The organism is Pantoea sp. CFSAN033090, from assembly GCF_001264395.1.
Lineage (GTDB): Bacteria > Pseudomonadota > Gammaproteobacteria > Enterobacterales > Enterobacteriaceae > Pantoea > Pantoea agglomerans.
This window is the reverse complement of the sequence record NZ_LGYX01000007.1, coordinates 161,243-179,138: the sequence shown is the minus strand read 5'-3', so window position 1 is coordinate 179,138 and position 17,896 is coordinate 161,243. Positions and strand designations below refer to the sequence as shown.

Annotated in this window: 15 protein-coding genes; 4 read left to right on the top strand and 11 right to left on the bottom strand. The window is 60.0% G+C overall.

Translation table 11 applies throughout. The features are described from left to right. Positions 1-39: 39 nt before the first annotated feature. The gene (locus AFL22_RS07630; protein ID WP_010253616.1) at positions 40-936 is read left to right on the top strand and encodes a LysR family transcriptional regulator; all 897 of its coding nucleotides are present in this window, start codon (positions 40-42) and stop codon (positions 934-936) included. Here the strand turns inward: AFL22_RS07630 and AFL22_RS07625 are convergent. The 4 genes from AFL22_RS07625 to deoR form a co-directional block, all read right to left on the bottom strand. Next, positions 917-1,519 (bottom strand): putative adenosine monophosphate-protein transferase Fic, encoded by a 603-nt coding sequence (locus AFL22_RS07625; RefSeq protein ID WP_033770937.1) that lies wholly within the window; start codon positions 1,517-1,519, stop codon positions 917-919. The two genes, AFL22_RS07630 and AFL22_RS07625, sit on opposite strands and share 20 nt — an antisense overlap. Positions 1,520-1,531: 12 nt before the next feature. Next, complete coding sequence (locus tag AFL22_RS23980; RefSeq protein ID WP_109652447.1) at positions 1,532-1,696, bottom strand: YhfG family protein; 165 nt, start codon at positions 1,694-1,696, stop codon at positions 1,532-1,534. Between the two features lie 64 nt (positions 1,697-1,760). Continuing rightward, complete coding sequence (ettA, locus tag AFL22_RS07620) at positions 1,761-3,428, bottom strand: energy-dependent translational throttle protein EttA (protein ID WP_010253620.1); 1,668 nt, start codon at positions 3,426-3,428, stop codon at positions 1,761-1,763. Between the two features lie 191 nt (positions 3,429-3,619). Beyond that, a complete protein-coding gene (gene deoR / locus AFL22_RS07615) occupies positions 3,620-4,384 on the bottom strand; it encodes a DNA-binding transcriptional repressor DeoR (RefSeq protein WP_010253621.1) in 765 nt (254 codons plus the stop codon). Positions 4,385-4,776: 392 nt separating this feature from the next. Here deoR and rbsK point away from each other — a divergent pair, with 392 nt between their 5' ends. Genes rbsK through AFL22_RS07600 form a run of 3 tightly spaced genes read left to right on the top strand, consistent with a single transcriptional unit; the run spans position 4,777 to position 8,039 of the window. Beyond that, a complete protein-coding gene (gene rbsK / locus AFL22_RS07610) occupies positions 4,777-5,694 on the top strand; it encodes a ribokinase (RefSeq protein ID WP_033780554.1) in 918 nt (305 codons plus the stop codon). 9 nt (positions 5,695-5,703) lie between these two features. Continuing rightward, positions 5,704-7,029, top strand: coding sequence for an L-fucose:H+ symporter permease (fucP, locus tag AFL22_RS07605; protein WP_052271129.1), 1,326 nt, complete (start codon positions 5,704-5,706; stop codon positions 7,027-7,029). Beyond that, positions 7,026-8,039 (top strand): aldose 1-epimerase family protein, encoded by a 1,014-nt coding sequence (locus AFL22_RS07600; RefSeq protein WP_052271128.1) that lies wholly within the window; start codon positions 7,026-7,028, stop codon positions 8,037-8,039. Before fucP ends, AFL22_RS07600 begins: the two co-directional genes overlap by 4 nt. Before the next feature lie 7 nt (positions 8,040-8,046). On the opposite strand, the gene urtE is transcribed toward AFL22_RS07600, so the two are convergent. From urtE to uca, 7 genes are all read right to left on the bottom strand, one after another. Beyond that, positions 8,047-8,745, bottom strand: a complete 699-nt coding sequence (gene urtE / locus AFL22_RS07595) for an urea ABC transporter ATP-binding subunit UrtE (RefSeq protein ID WP_010253632.1) — start codon at positions 8,743-8,745, stop codon at positions 8,047-8,049. 1 nt (position 8,746) lies between these two features. Next, entirely contained in the window at positions 8,747-9,538 is a 792-nt protein-coding gene (urtD, locus tag AFL22_RS07590) for an urea ABC transporter ATP-binding protein UrtD (RefSeq protein WP_052271127.1), read from the bottom strand. Continuing rightward, complete coding sequence (gene urtC, locus AFL22_RS07585; protein ID WP_033769609.1) at positions 9,535-10,608, bottom strand: urea ABC transporter permease subunit UrtC; 1,074 nt, start codon at positions 10,606-10,608, stop codon at positions 9,535-9,537. The genes urtD and urtC overlap by 4 nt, the downstream gene beginning before the upstream one ends. Then, positions 10,608-12,173: an urea ABC transporter permease subunit UrtB gene (urtB, locus tag AFL22_RS07580; protein WP_052271126.1), complete on the bottom strand. Its 1,566-nt coding sequence runs from the start codon at positions 12,171-12,173 to the stop codon at positions 10,608-10,610. Before urtB ends, urtC begins: the two co-directional genes overlap by 1 nt. A gap of 92 nt (positions 12,174-12,265) precedes the next feature. After that, entirely contained in the window at positions 12,266-13,534 is a 1,269-nt protein-coding gene (gene urtA / locus AFL22_RS07575) for an urea ABC transporter substrate-binding protein (RefSeq protein WP_052271213.1), read from the bottom strand. Between the two features lie 28 nt (positions 13,535-13,562). Continuing rightward, a complete protein-coding gene (locus AFL22_RS07570) occupies positions 13,563-14,264 on the bottom strand; it encodes a GntR family transcriptional regulator (RefSeq protein ID WP_010253646.1) in 702 nt (233 codons plus the stop codon). 9 nt (positions 14,265-14,273) lie between these two features. After that, a complete protein-coding gene (gene uca / locus AFL22_RS07565) occupies positions 14,274-17,894 on the bottom strand; it encodes an urea carboxylase (RefSeq protein ID WP_052271125.1) in 3,621 nt (1,206 codons plus the stop codon). Positions 17,895-17,896: the final 2 nt, after the last annotated feature.

Here is a 17,896-nt window from a genome sequence, read left to right as displayed (position 1 = left end):
ATGGACAATCTTTCATAGAGTGTTCGTCTGAGGTGAACAATGGCATTTCGCCAGTGGCAGGATATGGCACTGTTTGCGCTGGTGGCGGAGTGCGGCAGCTTTACCGGCGCGGCAGAACGTGCAGGGCTGCCAAAATCGAGCGTCAGTCAGCGCATCAGCCAGCTGGAGCAGCGGCTGGGAATTCGGTTGCTGAACCGCACCACCCGCCAGCTCAATCTGACCTTTGCCGGTGAGCGCTATCTGCTGCATTGCCAGGAGATGATGCAGGCCAGTGAACGCGCCGATCAGGCGATCGCCAGCCTGCGTGAAAATCCCAGCGGGCGTCTGCGTATCACCAGCCCGGCGGGGATTGGTGCCACGCTGCTGGCGCGCTGTAACGCGGCGTTTTTACGTCTCTATCCCGATGTGACGCTGGATGTCTCGATCTCCGATGAGATGCGTGATCTGGTGCAGGAGGGCTTTGATGTGGCGCTGCGCACCGGTCAGCCGCAGGAGTCCTCGCTGATTGGCCGCCGGATAGGCAACTGCCCGCGACTGCTGGTCGCTTCACAGCGCTATCTTGATCAGCATCCGCCGCTGGTTCATCCACAGCAGCTGTCTGCCCACCGCTGTATTGCGCATCGTGCCTGGAATGAATGGGTGTTGCAGCGCGATGACGAGTTCTATCGCTGGCTGCTGCCGCCAGGCCATCTCACGGACAATTTACTCTATGCGCGCGAATCTGCGCTGGGCGATGCGGGCATTACGCTGCTGCCGCACTTTCTGACCGACGGGGCGATGGCGGATCCCCGGCTGGTGCCGGTATTGCCGGAATGGGAAATCGAGGGGAATGAGCTCTGGCTGGTCTATCCGGGCCGTAAACTGAATTCACCTGCGCTGGCGCGGTTTATTGAATTCGCGCTGCAGTCACCGGTGTTCAGGGAGTTTTATCGCTGACCGGTACAATGTGGCGCAGGAACAGTGCCGCCATTTTTTCCGGGCCACTCTGGTAACCCGCGATATTTGCCGCTAACCAGTCGCTGGGGCTCACGCCTTCCCAGTTCACCTGATAGCCTGCGTGAAGAATGATATGTTCGAACAGAATGCGTAATGCCCGACCGTTTCCTTCCCGAAAGGGGTGCAGAATATTGAACTCGCAGTAATACCAGGCAACCTGATGACAAAAAGCTTCATGGTCAGCCTGCTCCAGCCATCTTTCGCACGCCAGTTTTGCAAATAATTTCTCCGCTTCACGCAGAATAAAAGCGGGCTGGCAAAAGCGGGTCTCTCCTTTGCTGATAGAGATATCACGTATCTGCCCCGCCCAGCTATAAAGCTCGTTAAACAGGCAGTAATGAATGTGACACAGTGACTGAAGGGTAAAAGGAGGATGAGAGAGCTTAATGGTGTGAATGGTCAGCGCGGTAACAGCACGCTCAGCCTGATCCAGCAGGGTTTGTTCGCGGATATCATAGCGATTGATCAGCACATCGGAATCGGGATAACAGTAGTGATCTCGCCAGACAAGATAACGATTCACGTTGGCTTCCTGTTACTGCTTATAGCGACGTCGAACCTGTTCCAGGGTCGATAACTCAGCATCTGCTGAAATACGTATCCCCTCCAGCAGGGAACTTGCGGCAAAGTTTGCGACTTTAGTGGCTTCATAAATCGCTTCAGCTTTTTTAGCCACTGGCCGCTCAGCTTTTTTCTTCATTGCGTTCAGCCCTTAAAACGTCACTGGTGAAGCAGGAGGAGGCCTGAGCCTCCCCCTGACATCGTTACTTCGTCATACGCTTGTACTTGATGCGCTTCGGCTCCAGCGCTTCGGCGCCGAGAGTACGCTTCTTGTACTCTTCATATTCGGTAAAGTTACCTTCGAAGAATTCGATGTTGCCCTCATCCTGATAATCCAGAATGTGTGTGGCGATACGGTCCAGGAACCAGCGGTCATGCGAGATCACCATGGCACAACCCGGGAACTCCAGCAGGGCGTTTTCCAGCGCGCGCAGGGTTTCAATGTCCAGGTCGTTGGTTGGCTCATCGAGCAGCAGCATGTTGCCGCCAACCTGCAGCAGCTTCGCGAGGTGCAGACGACCACGCTCACCACCCGACAGTTCGCCTACGCGTTTGCCCTGATCGACGCCTTTAAAGTTAAAGCGGCCGACATAGGCGCGGCTTGGCATCTCGGTGTTACCGATGCGCATGATGTCCTGACCGCCGGAAACCTCTTCCCACACGGTTTTGGCGTTATCCATGCTGTCGCGGAACTGATCCACAGAGGCCAGCTTGACGGTTTCACCCAGTACAATCTCGCCGGAATCAGGTTGTTCCTGACCAGACATCATGCGGAACAGCGTTGATTTACCCGCGCCGTTCGGACCGATAATCCCGACAATCGCACCTTTCGGTACCGAGAACGAGAGATCGTCAATCAGCACACGGTCGCCATAAGACTTACGCAGATTGCTGACTTCCAGCACTTTGTCACCCAGACGGGCACCTGGCGGAATGAACAGTTCGTTGGTTTCGTTACGCTTCTGGTAGTCGGTGTTGTTCAGCTCTTCAAAGCGTGCCAGACGGGCTTTGCCTTTAGACTGCTGGCCTTTTGGCCCTTTGCGCACCCACTCCAGCTCTTTCTCAATCGACTTGCGACGAGCGGCTTCAGAGGAGGCTTCCTGCGCCAGACGCGCATCTTTCTGCTCCAGCCAGGAGGAGTAGTTACCTTCCCACGGAATCCCTTCGCCGCGGTCAAGTTCCAGAATCCAGCCTGCAACGTTATCCAGGAAGTAACGGTCATGCGTAATCGCGACGACGGTGCCTTCGAAGTCGTGCAGGAAGCGCTCCAGCCAGGCGACAGATTCGGCGTCCAGGTGGTTCGTCGGTTCGTCCAGCAGCAGCATGTCTGGTTTTTCCAGCAGCAGGCGGCAGAGGGCGACGCGACGACGTTCACCACCGGAAAGGGTGGCGATTTTCGCGTCCCAGTCAGGCAGGCGCAGCGCATCGGCAGCACGTTCCAGCTGGGTATTCAGGTTGTGACCATCGTGAGCCTGGATGATCTCTTCCAGACGGCCCTGTTCAGCGGCCAGTTTGTCGAAGTCTGCACCTTCTTCAGCATAGAGCGCATAGACTTCGTCGAGACGCTTCAGTGCGCCAACGACTTCTGACAGCGCTTCTTCTACCGACTCACGCACGGTGTGTTCAAGGTTAAGCTGCGGTTCCTGCGGCAGGTAGCCAATCTTGAGGCCTGGCTGCGGACGCGCTTCCCCTTCGATATCTTTATCGATGCCGGCCATGATGCGCAGCAGGGTAGATTTACCCGCGCCGTTCAGGCCGAGTACGCCAATTTTTGCGCCAGGGAAGAAGCTGAGCGAGATGTTTTTCAGGATATGTCGCTTCGGCGGAACCACTTTGCCGACGCGATGCATGCTATAGACGAATTGAGCCACGTTGGTTTGAGCCTCTGGGTCTGTTGGTCGTTTGAATGATGTCGAAGTTTAGCCTTTTTCACCGTTTAATCCCAGCCGGGGGGCGGCGAATATTAGCGTGGCGGAGCCGATGCCGGGCGATGCCAGGCATAACTGACTGATTTCCACGCTCAATCGCTGACAGGGTCAGGAGAGGATGTCAGAAAGAGGCGTCAGGGCAGGCGCAGCGGGATCGCCTGCTGGGCCAGCCAGTTTTGCAACGCCTGATCGGGCGCGCTGTCACTCACCAGCAGATCAAAGCGCTGCAGCTCGGCGATGCGGGCAGGCAGCACCTTGCCATATTTACTGCTGTCAGCCACCAGCACCGACTTTCGGGCGCGCAGCATGGCGTGATGCTTCATCATCAGCTCATTGGTGTTGTAGCAGGTTGCGCCCTGATCTTTGTCGATGCCCGCTGCAGAGATAAAGGCCAGCGTCGGGCAGAGATCGTCAAGGATGGTATGCACGCCAATCGGCGTAAACAGGGCGTTGTCGGCATGAAATTCACCGCCGCTGAGAATCACGTTACAGGCCGGTTTCTCTTTCAGCGTCAGAAAGGTATTCATGGCGCAGCAGATGGCGGTAAACGACAGGGTGTCGGGAATCGCATCCACGATGTAGGGCAGGGTGGTGCCGCAGTCAAAAAAGACCGTATCGTTCTCGTTGATCAGGCTGGCGGCCGCCTGTGCCAGTCGCTGCTTTCTGGCGGCATTCTGGCCATGCTGATCGCTGACAAAATAGTGGCTGGCATGACTTTTCGGATCGCTGACGATATAGCCGCCCAGCAGGACCACGCTGGAGCCCGGCTCGGTTAAATCGCGGCGAACCGTCATCTCTGAGACGCCAAGCAGCTGGGCCGCATCTTTCAGATGCAGTTTGTCGGTGCGTTTCAGCGCCTGCGTCAGCTTGTGAATGCGTTCGTCGCGCCGGGTTTCCATGGTCATCTCTCTGTTCCCTATCCTGCAGTGCGGATGAAAGACGCCGGGATCGACGTCAATACGCTACAAACCTCACAGATTTGAATGAGTTGCGTCTCATCCGCCAGGCTGGCAGTCAATCTTACCCGCATTCCGTGAGGGCCGCAAACCTCCGCCGTGCTGTCAGCGCGTGGTGATATCGGCACATCACCGCGGGCGGTTGTGGCTTTCATCCACCGCGTTCAGTGATGTTAGCTTGTTACAATAATAACACTGAAAATCCCCTTTCATGGTGTCTTTTGCCTATTCTCACCGCCTCAGGATGTGGTTTTTGTCACATATTTAACCTTTAAGAATTGTTATTGTTACTTTAATAACATTTTAAGTTTAAAAAACATCCGGGAGAAAAGGTCATGACAATTGCGGTCATCGGCTCAAACATGGTCGATCTGATTACCTATACCAACAGCCTGCCGAAAGCGGGCGAAACCCTTGAAGCGCCCGACTTTGCCATTGGCTGCGGCGGTAAAGGGGCCAACCAGGCGGTTGCGGCGGCAAAAATGGGCGGCAACGTGATGATGGTCAGCAAGGTCGGTGACGATCTCTTTGCTCCGAACACCGTTGCAAATCTTCAACAGCAGGGCGTGGACACGCGCTTCGTCACCACCGCACCAGGCACCTCCAGCGGCGTGGCACCGATTTTTGTCGATGACCAGTCGCAGAACCGCATTCTGATTATCAAAGGTGCTAACCAGCAGCTGAAACCGGCCGATATCGACGACGCGGCTGAGGCGCTGAAAGCCTGCCAGCTGATCATCCTGCAGCTGGAGATCCCGCTGGAGACGGTCTATTACGCCATCGATTTTGCCCGCCAGCATCAGATCAACGTGATCCTTAATCCGGCGCCGGCCGTCGCCACGCTTGATATTGATTACGCCTGCAAATGCGACTTCTTTATGCCCAACGAAACCGAGCTGGAGATCCTCACCGGTCTGCCGGTCAGCAGCGATGAAGAGGTGATCCTCGCCGGACAGTCGCTGCTGAAGCGCGGCCTTAAAAATCTGATCATCACCCTGGGCAGCCGGGGATCGGTCTGGATGAGCGGCGACCAGGTGCATCGCGTGGCTGCCACACCGGTTCAGGCGGTCGACACCAGCGGCGCGGGCGATGCCTTTATCGGCTGCTTTGCGTATCTGCTGGTGGAAACCGGCGATGTGGCCGCCGCCATGACCCAGGCGTCTGCCTATGCCGCCTGCAGCGTCACCGGGCGCGGCACCCAGCGCGCCTATCCCGACGCAGAGAGTTTCCAGCGTTTTCTCAACCGTAACTGAGGTTCTGCCATGCAACAGAAAATTGTTCAGCAATCTGATGGCTATCTGAATAAAACGCCGCTGTTCCAGTTCATTCTGCTGTCGTGCCTCTTTCCGCTCTGGGGCTGTGCGGCGAGTCTTAACGATATCCTGATCACCCAGTTTAAAAGCGTATTTGCCCTGAGCGACTTTGCCAGTGCGCTGGTGCAGAGTGCCTTTTATGGCGGCTATTTTCTGATTGCGATCCCCGCGTCGCTGGTGATCCGCAAGACCAGTTACAAGATGGCGATCATGATCGGCCTGGCGCTCTACATTGCCGGCTGTATCGCCTTCTATCCCGCCTCGCACATGGCGACTTACACCATGTTCCTGGCGGCGATATTTGCCATCGCCATCGGCCTGAGTTTCCTGGAAACCGCCGCCAACACCTTCAGCTCGATGATTGGCCATCGTGATCACGCCACGCTGCGCCTCAACGTCAGCCAGACCTTCTATCCGATAGGTGCGCTGATGGGGATCGTGCTGGGTAAATATCTGGTGTTCCAGGATGGCGACAGCCTGGAGAGTCAGATGGCGACCATGACGGCAGAGCAGGCGCATGCGTTCCGCCTGACGATGCTGGAACACACGCTGGAGCCCTACAAATATCTGGTGATGGTGCTGGTGGTGGTGATGCTGCTGTTTATGTTCACCCGCTATCCGCGCTGTAAACCCGAAAGCAGCGAGATGTCGCGCCCCTCGCTGGGCGAGACTTTCCGCTATCTGGCTGGCAACCGACACTTTAAACGCGGAATTGTGACCCAGTTCCTCTATGTCGGCATGCAGGTGGCCGTCTGGTCGTTTACCATTCGTCTGGCGCTGACGCTGGGGGCGACTAATGAACGTCACGCCTCGAACTTTATGATCTACAGCTTCATCTGCTTCTTTATCGGCAAGTTCGTGGCGAACTTCCTGATGACCCGTTTCCGCGCAGAGAAGGTGCTGATTGCCTATTCGGTGCTGGGCGTGCTGACGCTGGCTTATGTGATGCTGGTGCCGAACTTTACCGCCGTCTACGCTGCCGTCTTTGTCAGCGTGCTGTTTGGTCCCTGCTGGGCGACGATCTACGCGGGAACGCTGGCGACGGTCGATAACAAATACACCGAAGTCGCGGGCGCGTTTATCGTGATGGCGATTGTCGGTGCGGCCTTTGTCCCGGCGCTGCAGGGCCTGGTTTCGGACTCACTGGGTTCTATGCAGCTGGCATTTGGCGTCTCGCTGCTCTGTTTCGCCTGGGTCGGATTCTACTTCTATGGCGAACTGCGCCATAAAAAACAGCCGGTTGCGACCGGTCGTCTGGCGGAGGAGTTACCATGAAAACCCGTTTACCCTTAGCGCGTGAACAGTTTCACACCACACCCTGGGTGCTTTTAGAAAGCGATAATTTCCGGGTTGAGCTGTTTCGCTATCCGGCGGGCATTGAGGCGGTGCGCATTCATAACCTACGCGGCAGCGTGACCGTGCTGCCGTTTCTCGGGCAGATGATCTGGGACGCAGAGTTCGACGATCATAACCTGACCATGGGCCACAGTTTTAAGCAGCCGCTGCCCGCAAATTCGATCATCGACACCTATGGCTGTTTTGCGTTTCATTCGGGACTGCTGGCCAACGGCTGTCCCGCACCAGAGGACGATCATCCGCTGCACGGTGAGATGGCCTGCGCCCGCATGGACAGCGCCTGGCTGGTGCTGGAGGATCAGACGCTGTCGCTGGAAGGGGAGTGTGAATATGTCAAAGGCTTCGGCCATCACTACCTGGCCGCACCCGCTGTCCGCATTCCGGCCGATCAGCCCCGGCTGACGATTGAAATGACCGTCACTAATCTGGCTGGCGCGCCGATGCCGCTGCAGTATATGTGTCACCTTAACAGCGCGTGGATCGATCAGGGCCGCTTCCGGCAGTCGATCCCCGAACAGGCATTCCAGCTGCGTCGCTCGATCCCGGCGCATCTGCGACCGACGCCCGCCTGGGGGGATTACACCGATCGGCTGGCGCGCGATCCGCAGGCGTTACAGCAGCTCGATCAGCCGCAACTTTGCGATCCGGAGATCGTCTTCTTCGCGGACGATCTGCCGCAGTATGGCGATGAGGTGCAGTTTGAGCTGCATTCGCCGCAGGGCTATGCGCTGATGACGCGCTTCTCTACCGCACAGTTCCCGCACGCCACTCGCTGGCTGCTGCACAACCACGATCAGCAGGTGGCGGCCTATATTCTGCCCGCCACCTGCCGGCCAGAGGGCTTTCTTGCCGCGCAGCAGGCTGGCACGCTGATCATCCTGGCGCACGGTGAACAGCGCCACTTTTCTGTCGAGACCGGCTTACTCTGAGCCGGGTTTAAATTGCCACCAGGCCGCGCACACCCTCTGCTTCCATGGTGTCGCCGCGGCCACGCTGCACAATTTCTCCGCGCGACATCACCAGATAGCTGTCCGCCAGCTCCGCCGCGAAGTCATAAAACTGCTCCACCAGCAGGATCGCCATATCTCCCCGCTGTGCCAGCTGGCGGATTACCGCGCCGATCTCTTTGATCACCGAAGGCTGGATCCCTTCGGTCGGCTCATCAAGGATCAACAGCTGGGGCCGACAGGCCAGCGCCCGGCCAATCGCCAGCTGCTGCTGCTGACCGCCAGAGAGGTCGCCGCCCCGGCGTGACTTCATCGCCAGCAGCACCGGAAAGAGCTGGTAGATCTCCTCCGGCACTTCACGCGCCTGCGCAGCCGGAAAGCGTGACAGGCCCATCAGCAGATTCTCTTCCACCGTCAGACGCGGAAAGATTTCCCGCCCCTGGGGCACCCAGGCGATGCCAGCCTGCACCCGCTGGTGCGGCTTGCGGCCATTCATGCGCTGCTGCTGCCAGTGAATCTCGCCCGACTTCGCCGGGATCAGCCCCATCAGGCATTTCAGCAGCGTGGTCTTCCCCACACCATTGCGCCCCAGCAGACAGGTGATTTCGCCAATCTTTACCTCAAACGACAGGCCGCGCAGAATATGACTGCCGCCATAATATTGATTCAGTTCAGTAACCTGTAACATTTCAGCGCCCCAGATAAACGTCGATAACCTGCTCGTTGGCCTGCACGTCGCGCAGCGAACCCTCGGCCAGCACCTGACCCTGATGCAGCACCGTCACGTGGTCGGCAATGGTTTCGACAAAGCCCATGTCATGCTCCACCACCATCAGCGAATGCTTGCCCGCCAGTCTGCGGAACAGCTCGGCGGTGTAGTCCGTTTCGGCATCGGTCATGCCCGCGGCCGGTTCATCCAGCAGCAGCAGATGCGGCTCCTGCACCAGCAGCATGCCGATCTCCAGAAACTGCTTCTGGCCATGCGACAGCAGGCCCGCGCGACGCTGGCGTTCGCCGCCCAGCCGCAGCAGTTTCAGCACCTCATCAATGCGATCACGCTGTTCACCGCTGAGGCGGGCGCGCAGGCTGGCCCAGACCGATTTATCGGCTTTAAGCGCGATCTCCAGATTTTCGAACACGGTTAACGCCTCAAACACCGTGGGCTTCTGGAACTTGCGGCCGATCCCGGCGCGAGCGATCTCCACCGGTGAGAGACGGGTCAGATCGCTGTCCTGGTCGTAGATCACCCGGCCGGCATCGGGCCGGGTTTTGCCGGTGATCACATCCATCAGCGTGGTTTTGCCCGCGCCGTTGGGGCCGATCACGCAGCGCAGTTCCCCGACGCCGATCTGCAGCGAAAGATCGGTCAGCGCCCGGAAGCCTTCAAACGACACGCTGATCTTCTCCAGTTGCAGCACCGGATCGCGCTGCACCCGATGGCGATCCGCCAGTTGAGTTTGGGTAAACAGGGCATCACTCATTTTTTCCTCCGGCGCAGCAGGCCAATCACGCCGTGCGGCAGAAACAGCGTGACCAGGATAAACATCAGCCCCAGGAAAAAGAGCCAGTATTCGGGGAAGGCGACGGTGAAGAAGCTGCGTGCGCCGTTCACAATTGCCGCGCCCAGCAGCGGGCCTATCAGCGTGCCGCGTCCGCCCAGCGCCACCCAGATCGCCGCTTCAATCGAGTTGGCCGGTGACATCTCACCCGGATTGATAATGCCGACCTGCGGCACATAGAGCGCCCCGGCCAGGCCGCACAGCACGGCGGAGAGCGTCCAGACAAACAGCTTGAAACCGCGCGGGTCGTAACCACAGAACATCAGGCGGTTCTCCGCATCCCGAACCGCAGTCAGCACCCGGCCAAATTTGCTGCGCGCCAGGGCGAAGCCGATCGCCAGGCTCAGCAGCAGCAGCAGCACCGTGGCGATAAACAGCCCGATACGGGTGGGGGTTGCCGTCACCGAAAAGCCGAGCAGGGTGGTAAAGCCGGTAAAGCCATTGTTGCCGCCAAAACCGGTTTCGTTACGGAAGAACAGCAGCATCCCGGCGTAGGTCAGCGCCTGGGTCATGATGGAGAAGTAGACGCCTTTAATCTTCGAGCGAAAGGCGAAGAAGCCAAAAATCAGCGCCAGCAGGCCCGGCACCAGCATGCTCAGGCAGAGCGCCCAGACGAAATAGTCGGTGCCGGTCCAGAACCAGGGCAGTTCCCGCCAGGAGAGAAAGGACATAAAGGCGGGTAAACCCTCGCCTGCGGCCTGGCGCATCAGATACATGCCCATGGCATATCCACCCAGGGCGAAAAAGAGGCCGTGGCCCAGCGACAGCAGTCCGGCGTAGCCCCACACCAGATCCAGCGCCACCGCGACCACCGCGTAGCAGAGGATTTTGCCGACCAGCGTCAGGGTATAGGTGGAGATCGCCAGCGGATGCGTAGCAGGCAGCAGGGCCAGAAACGGCATCACCAGGAGCGCTACGGTAATTGCCAGGCCAATGCTGATGGTCAGGCGCGGCGCGGTGCGCGCCACGCGAAGCGTGATGGGTTGCGTCATCAGTCAGTCACCCTTCCTTTTACCGCAAACAGCCCCTGCGGACGTTTCTGAATAAACAGCACGATAATCACCAGAATCAGGATCTTGCCCAGCACGGCGCCAATCTGCGGCTCCAGCACTTTGTTGAGAATGCCCAGACTGAACGCGGCAACCACGGTGCCCGCCAGCTGACCGACGCCACCCAGCACCACCACCAGGAACGAGTCGATAATGTAGCCCTGGCCCAGCTCCGGCCCGACGTTACCGAGCTGCGACAGCGCCACGCCACCCAGCCCGGCTATGCCCGAGCCGAGTCCAAACGCCAGCATATCGACGCGGCCGGTCGGCACGCCGCAGCAATCCGCCATGGCGCGGTTCTGGGTCACGGCGCGCACGTTCATGCCAAGGCGGGTCCGGTTCAGCAGCAGCCAGGTGAGCGCCAGCACAAACACCACAAACAGGATCACCGCGATGCGGTTCCACGGCAGCACCAGATTGGGCAGCAACTGCAAGCCACCCGAAAGCCACGCCGGATTCGCCACCTCCAGGTTTTGCGCCCCGAACAGCACCCGCACCAGCTGGATAAGCATCAGGCTGATTCCCCAGGTGGCGAGCAGCGTCTCCAGCGGACGGCCATAGAGATGGCGGATCACCGTGCGTTCCAGCGCCATGCCGATGGCGGCGGTAACCAGAAAGGCAACCGGCAGCGCCAGCAGCGGATACCAGGCTAAATAGTGCGGCGCAAACTGCTGAAACAGGCTCTGTACCCACCAGGTGGCGTAAGCACCGAGCATCAGCATTTCACCGTGCGCCATGTTGATCACCCCGAGCAGGCCATAGGTGATCGCCAGACCCAGCGCGGCCAGCAGCAGGATGGAACCCAGCGACAGGCCGCTGAAGGCCTGCCCCAGCAGATCGCCCCACATCAGCCGTTTCTGAATCTGTTGCAGACTTTCCGCCGCGGCGGCCCGTACCGTGGCGTCCGGCTCATTCGCGGGCTGGGTCAGGCGTTGCAGGCTGGCCTGCGTATTGGGATCGCTGGACTCACCCAGCAGTTTCACCGCCCGCAGGCGCACCATCGGCTCGCCATCTGCCAGTTGCAGGTTCGCCAGCGCCAGCGCCAGTGCGGCATGGACCCGGCTGTCCTGCTCGGCGGCAAAACGCTGCTCCAGCAGCGGCAGCTGGTCGGCAACGCCCTCACTTTGCAGCTGCTGCGCTGCGCGCAGACGCAGGGTCGTATCAGTGCTGACAAGCTGGTGGGCGGCCAGCGCATTGTTAACCAGCACGCGCAGGCGATTGTTCATAAACAGCTTTTTCAGGTTTCCCGTGGGCTGCGCCACCGCATCCAGCGGCTGCAGCGTGGCTCCCTGCTGGCTGAACGGCTGTTTATTCTGGTCGATGACCACCGTTTCGGCATGCAGCGCTTCCAGCAGCGGCAGGCGAGGACTATCCGGTGCGGCGGCCCACTGTTGCAGCAGCGTGGCCTGCTGACTGCGGCTGGCGGCGGCAAAGTCAGCCGCCGGTCCGGCACTGGCCAACAGCGGCATCAGCAGCAGCAGGCTGAAAAAGCAGCGACATAGATTCATAAAAGGAGCCTCGTCAGGGGAGGGCAGCACGGCGGGGGGCCGTGCTGCCGCTTCACAGCGGTTGACGCTGCGTATCTATCAGCAACCCGCGATTACTGCGCGGTCTTCATCGGGTGATCGGGTTTTTTGTCGTTACCGGCAATGTACGGGCTCCACGGCTGCGCGCGTACCGGCTGATCGGTCTGCCACACCACGCTGAACTGGCCGTTCTCTTCCACTTCACCAATCATGACCGGTTTATGCAGATGATGGTTGGTCTGATCCATGGTCAGGGTAAAGCCATCCGGCGCTTTAAAGGTCTGACCGGCCATCGCCGCCCGCACTTTGTCCACATCCGTGGTGCCCGCTTTTTCCACCGCCTGCGCCCACATATGAATGCCAACATATGTCGCTTCCATCGGGTCGTTGGTGACGACGGTGGCGGCGTTCGGCAGGTTATGTGCTTTGGCATATGCGCGGTAGTCGGCGACAAACTTCGCGTTGGTCGGATTATCGATAGACTCGAAATAGTTCCAGGCGGCTAATTGACCCACCAGCGGTTTGGTGTCGATGCCGCGCAGCTCCTCTTCGCCCACCGAGAAGGCGACCACCGGAATGTCAGTGGCTTTAATCCCCTGGTTCGCCAGCTCTTTGTAGAACGGCACGTTGGAGTCGCCGTTGATGGTCGACACCACCGCCGTTTTGCCGCCAGCCGCAAACTTTTTGATGTTGGAGACAATGGTCTGGTAGTCGCTGTAACCAAACGGCGTGTAGACCTCTTCGATATCTTTATCCGCCACGCCTTTGCTGTGCAGGAAGGCGCGCAGGATCTTGTTGGTAGTACGCGGATAGACATAGTCGGTGCCAAGCAGGAAGAAGCGTTTCGCGCTGCCGCCATCTTCGCTCATCAGATACTCCACGGCCGGAATCGCCTGCTGGTTAGGCGCAGCGCCGGTGTAGAAGACGTTGGGTGACATCTCTTCCCCTTCATACTGCACCGGATAGAACAGCAGGCCGTTCAGCTCTTCAAACACCGGCAGCACCGATTTGCGCGACACCGAGGTCCAGCAGCCAAACACCACCGCCGCCTTATCCTGAGTCAGCAGCTGCCGCGCCTTCTCGGCAAACAGCGGCCAGTTAGAGGCGGGATCGACTACCACCGGCTCCAGCTTTTTCCCCAGCACGCCTCCTTTGGCGTTGATCTCATCAATGGTCATCAGCGCCACATCTTTCAGCGGCGTTTCCGAAATCGCCATGGTGCCGGAGAGCGAATGCATGATCCCCACTTTGATGGTGTCAGCCGCCTGCGCACTCCAGGCGAACCCCATGCTGACAACGGTGGCGGAGAGGGCGAAAGCCTTGATCAAAGAACGTCTTTTCATCATCTGAAACCCCTGAGTAGTTGTTGTGTTATTCGGTGAGCTGGAGCCGGGCCTGCTGAAGGCGGTGCAGCGTGATCTTTCTGACCTCCGCCTTACTCACGGCGATGTGATCGGTCAGGATGCGTTGCGCCCCGGCGGTCTGCTGCTGAAAAATCGCCTGTAAAATCTGTGCATGTTCCTGATAAGTGGCACAGATGCGATCGTCACGAGTGAAGTCGAGCCGGCGGATAATGCGGATCTTCTCGGTGAGTTCGGCGTGAATGCGTGCCATCTCCGGGTTACCCGCTGCCGCCACCAGCGTCATGTGAAACGCTTCGTCATGCTGCGACACTACCAGGCCCTCTGTAAGCGCCTCCGCCTCGCACCAGAACTGGTTCAGTTCGTTTAACAGCGCGGCACACTGCGGCGCGGGCAGGGCGCAGAGGCGTTTGACCGCCTCGCACTCCAGCACGGTGCGCAGGTCATACAGCGATTCGAACCAGGCGAAATCGAAGTTCTTAATCTGCCAGCCGCTGCGAAACCAGACGTCGACAAAGCCTTCGCGTTCCAGCCGGAACAGCGCCTGACGGACCGGGGTGCGGCTGACCGCCATCCGTCCGGCGATTTCGCTTTCGCTGAAGCGATCGCCGGGCATCAGGCGAAAGGCGAAGATATCGTCCTTCAGCGCCTGATAAACCCGTTCCGCCAGCGCTTCCGGGCGGGCTTTAGGGGAGTGGGGTTGCGTTGTCATTACCGCTCCTTATTCCAGCCACAGCAGGTTATCGCCAGGACTGACCGGACGGCCCGCCTGGCAGGCAATCCGCGTCACACGACCGGCCTGCGGGGCGACAATCGCCAGCTCCATCTTCATCGCCTCTACGATAATCAGCGTCTGCCCGGCGCTGACCTCGTCGCCCGGCTGCACCAGCACTTTCCAGATGTTGCCATTGAGATCTGCCTGCACCGCCAGCCCGTTCTCCTCCTCTTCGCTGGCGCTGGCGCGCGTTTCATCCTCCTCCGGCGGCGCGTTCTGCTCCTCCTGCGCCCATAGCTGCACTTCCTGTTCAAAGGCGGCGGCCTGGCGCTGGCGGAACGCTGCAATATCAGCGGCGTGGTCGGCAAGGAACTGCTGGTGGGCGGCAAAATCAAACTGCGTCTCTTCAATACGCAGGCTGGCACGGCCTTCGCGGAAATCTTCGCGCAGCTGGGTCAGTTCGGTTTCACTCACCGGATAGAAGCGCACCTGATCGAAGAAGCGCAGCAGCCACGGCGCATCGGTAGCGAACTGCGGGTTTTTCAGGAAGGTATTCCAGATGGGCAGCGTGCGGCCCACCAGCTGATAGCCGCCGGGCGAATCCATGCCGTAGATGCACATGTACATGCCGCCGATCCCTACGGTGCCTTCGGCGGTGAAGGTGCGCGCCGGACTGTATTTGGAACTCAGCAGGCGATGGCGCGGATCGATCGGAACGGCACAGGGCGCGCCAAGGTAGACGTCGCCCAGCCCCAGCACCAGATAGCTGGCGTTGAACAGGGTGTCGCGCACCTCATCGCGGCTGCTTAAGCCGTTAATCCGCTGGATAAAGTCCACGTTGTTGGGCAGCCAGGGGGCGCTGGCGCGCACCGTCTCCTGATAGCGGCTGACGGCGCCCAGCGTGGCGCTGTCTTCAAATGCCATCGGCATCCACACCACGCGGGAGGGTACTTTCAGCGTGCTGACGTCGCCCAGCGTCGCTTCCAGCGCCAGCAGCAGTGACATCAGCCGGGACTGGTTAATGATGCGGCTGTCGTAGCGCACCTGCAGCGAACGCACGCCAGGCGACAGCTCCTCTACGCCGGGCTCCGCCTGCGCCGTCAGCGCATTCATCAGCAGATGGACACGCAGACGCAGCGCCAGATCCAGCACATTGTCGCCATACTCAATCAGCACATATTTGTCGCCCGCCTGGCGATAGACCACTTTCGGCGTGCTGGTCGTGGCCTCCAGAGCGGCCAGAATCGTGGCGGAGCCGTGGGCGGTTTCGGCCAGTGACGGCACGGCAAACGTGGGCGGATGCTCAGGCCGCAATGTCTCAATCAGATGCATCTGCGCTTTTTCCCGCGCCAGCGCATCGTCTGCGGTGATGGGGTGGAAGCGGATGGTGTCGCCAGGTTTAACCTGGCCTACTTTCCACAGCTCGGCTTTGGCGATGGTCACCGGACAGACAAAGCCGCCGAGGCTTGGGCCGTCGTGCGTCAGGATCACCGGGAAGTCGCCGGTGAAATTGACCGCACCAATGGCATATTCACAGTCGTGAACGTTGGAGGGATGCAGGCCCGCTTCGCCGCCGTTGGCGCGGGTCCAGGTCGGTTTCGGGCCGACCAGCCGCACGCCGAGGCGGTTGGAGTTGTAGTGCACCTGCCAGTCACTGGCAAAGAACGCATCGATGGCGGCCTGGGTGAAGAAATCCGGTGCGCCGTGCGGGCCGTAGAGCACGCCGATGCGCCACTCGCTGCCGTAGTGCGGAATCAGCGCCGCATCGAGCGGCTGCGGATCGCTGACCGGGGCAGGCGTGGTGCAGGCTGCCCGCTCAGGCTGGGAGATCGCCAGCATATCGGCAACCCGCAGGGTGCGTCCGGCGTGACCGCCAAACTGGCCCAGCGAAAAGGTGCTGCGGCTGCCCAGATACTCCGGCACGTCGAAGCCGTTACGCACGGCCAGATAGCTGCGGCAGCCCGTCCGGGCGCGTCCCAGCGCCAGAGTCTCTCCCGCTTTCACCGCCAGCGGCTGCCAGGTGCTGACCGGTTCGCCCTCCAGCGTGGCGTCGCAGTCAGCACCGGTCAGCGCCACGATGGCATCACAGTGGAAACGCAGCGTCGGCCCCTGCAGGGTAAATTCCAGCCCCGCCGCCGCGTCATGATTACCGACGATGCGGTTAGCCAGCCGGAAAGCGAAGTCATCCATCGGGCCAGAAGGCGGCACGCCGATATCCCAGTAGCCGAGGCGGCCAGGATAGTCCTGAACCGAACTGAAGGTACCGGGTTGCAGCACTTCCACCACGGAGGAGGCAGGCACCACGCTGTCGAGGTAGCGCGTCCAGACGTTGCCGCTGCGAAACGCGTCGCTGGCGGTAATCTGGCGCAGATAGTCGAGGTTGGTGGCGATGCCGTGCAGCTGAGTGGCATCCAGCGCATGGCGAAGTTTTTCCAGCGCCGCATCGCGGGTGTCGGCATGCACGATCAGTTTGGCGATCATCGGATCGTAGAAGCTGGAGACCTCGCTGCCGGTTTCGATGCCGCTGTCGACCCGCACGCCGTCAGGGAAAGTTACGCCGGTTAGCAGGCCGGGGCTGGGCTGAAAGTTCTTGAGTGGATCTTCCGCATAGAGCCGCACTTCAATGGCGGCGCCCTGCGGCGCCTGCTGCAGACGTGACCAGTCAACCGCATCGCCCGCCGCCACCTGCAACATGCACTCCACCAGATCGAGTCCGGTGACGCACTCAGTGACCGGATGCTCCACCTGCAGGCGGGTGTTCACTTCCAGAAAGTAAAAGGCCTGCTGGTCGACGTCGTAGATATACTCCACGGTGCCTGCGCTGCGGTAGTTAACCCGGTCGCCGAGCCGCACCGCCGAGGCGAGCAGGGCGTCACGCGTCGCCAGAGACAGGCCGGGCGCGGGCGTCTCTTCCACCACCTTTTGATTGCGGCGCTGCAGTGAGCAGTCGCGTTCACCCAGCGCGACCACAGTGCCGTTACCGTCACCAAAAATCTGCACTTCTACGTGGCGGGCGCGATCGATGCAGCGCTCCAGAAACACGCCCGCATCACTGAAGAATTGCTCGCCAAGACGGCGTACGCTCTCCCAGGCGCTGGCGAGCGCACCGGCGTCGGCGCAGCGCGTCAGGCCAATGCCGCCGCCGCCCGCCGTGCTTTTCAGCATCACCGGATAGCCGATCTTATCGGCCGCCTGTATTGCCTCCTCCAGCGACGCAAGCAGCGGTGTGCCGGGCGTCATTGGTACACCCGCACTGGCTGCCAGCTCACGGGCACGGTGCTTAAGGCCGAACTCACCAATCTGCTGCGCGGTGGGGCCGACAAAGGCGATCCCTGCCGCTTCACAGGCTTCGGCAAACGGCTGGCTTTCTGAAAGAAAACCGTAGCCCGGCCAGATAGCCTGGGCGCCGCTCTGCTGAGCCGCCGCCAGAATTTTGTCGATGCGCAGATAGCTGTCGCTGGCTTTATCGCCGCCCAGCGCGATAGCGATATCCGCCTGCTTAACGTGCTGCGCGTTGCGGTCAGCATCTGAATAGACCGCGACACTTTTGACGCCCAGGCGCTTCAGCGTCCGAATGGCGCGGCAGGCGATTTCGCCGCGGTTGGCAATCAGTACGGTGGTGAACATGA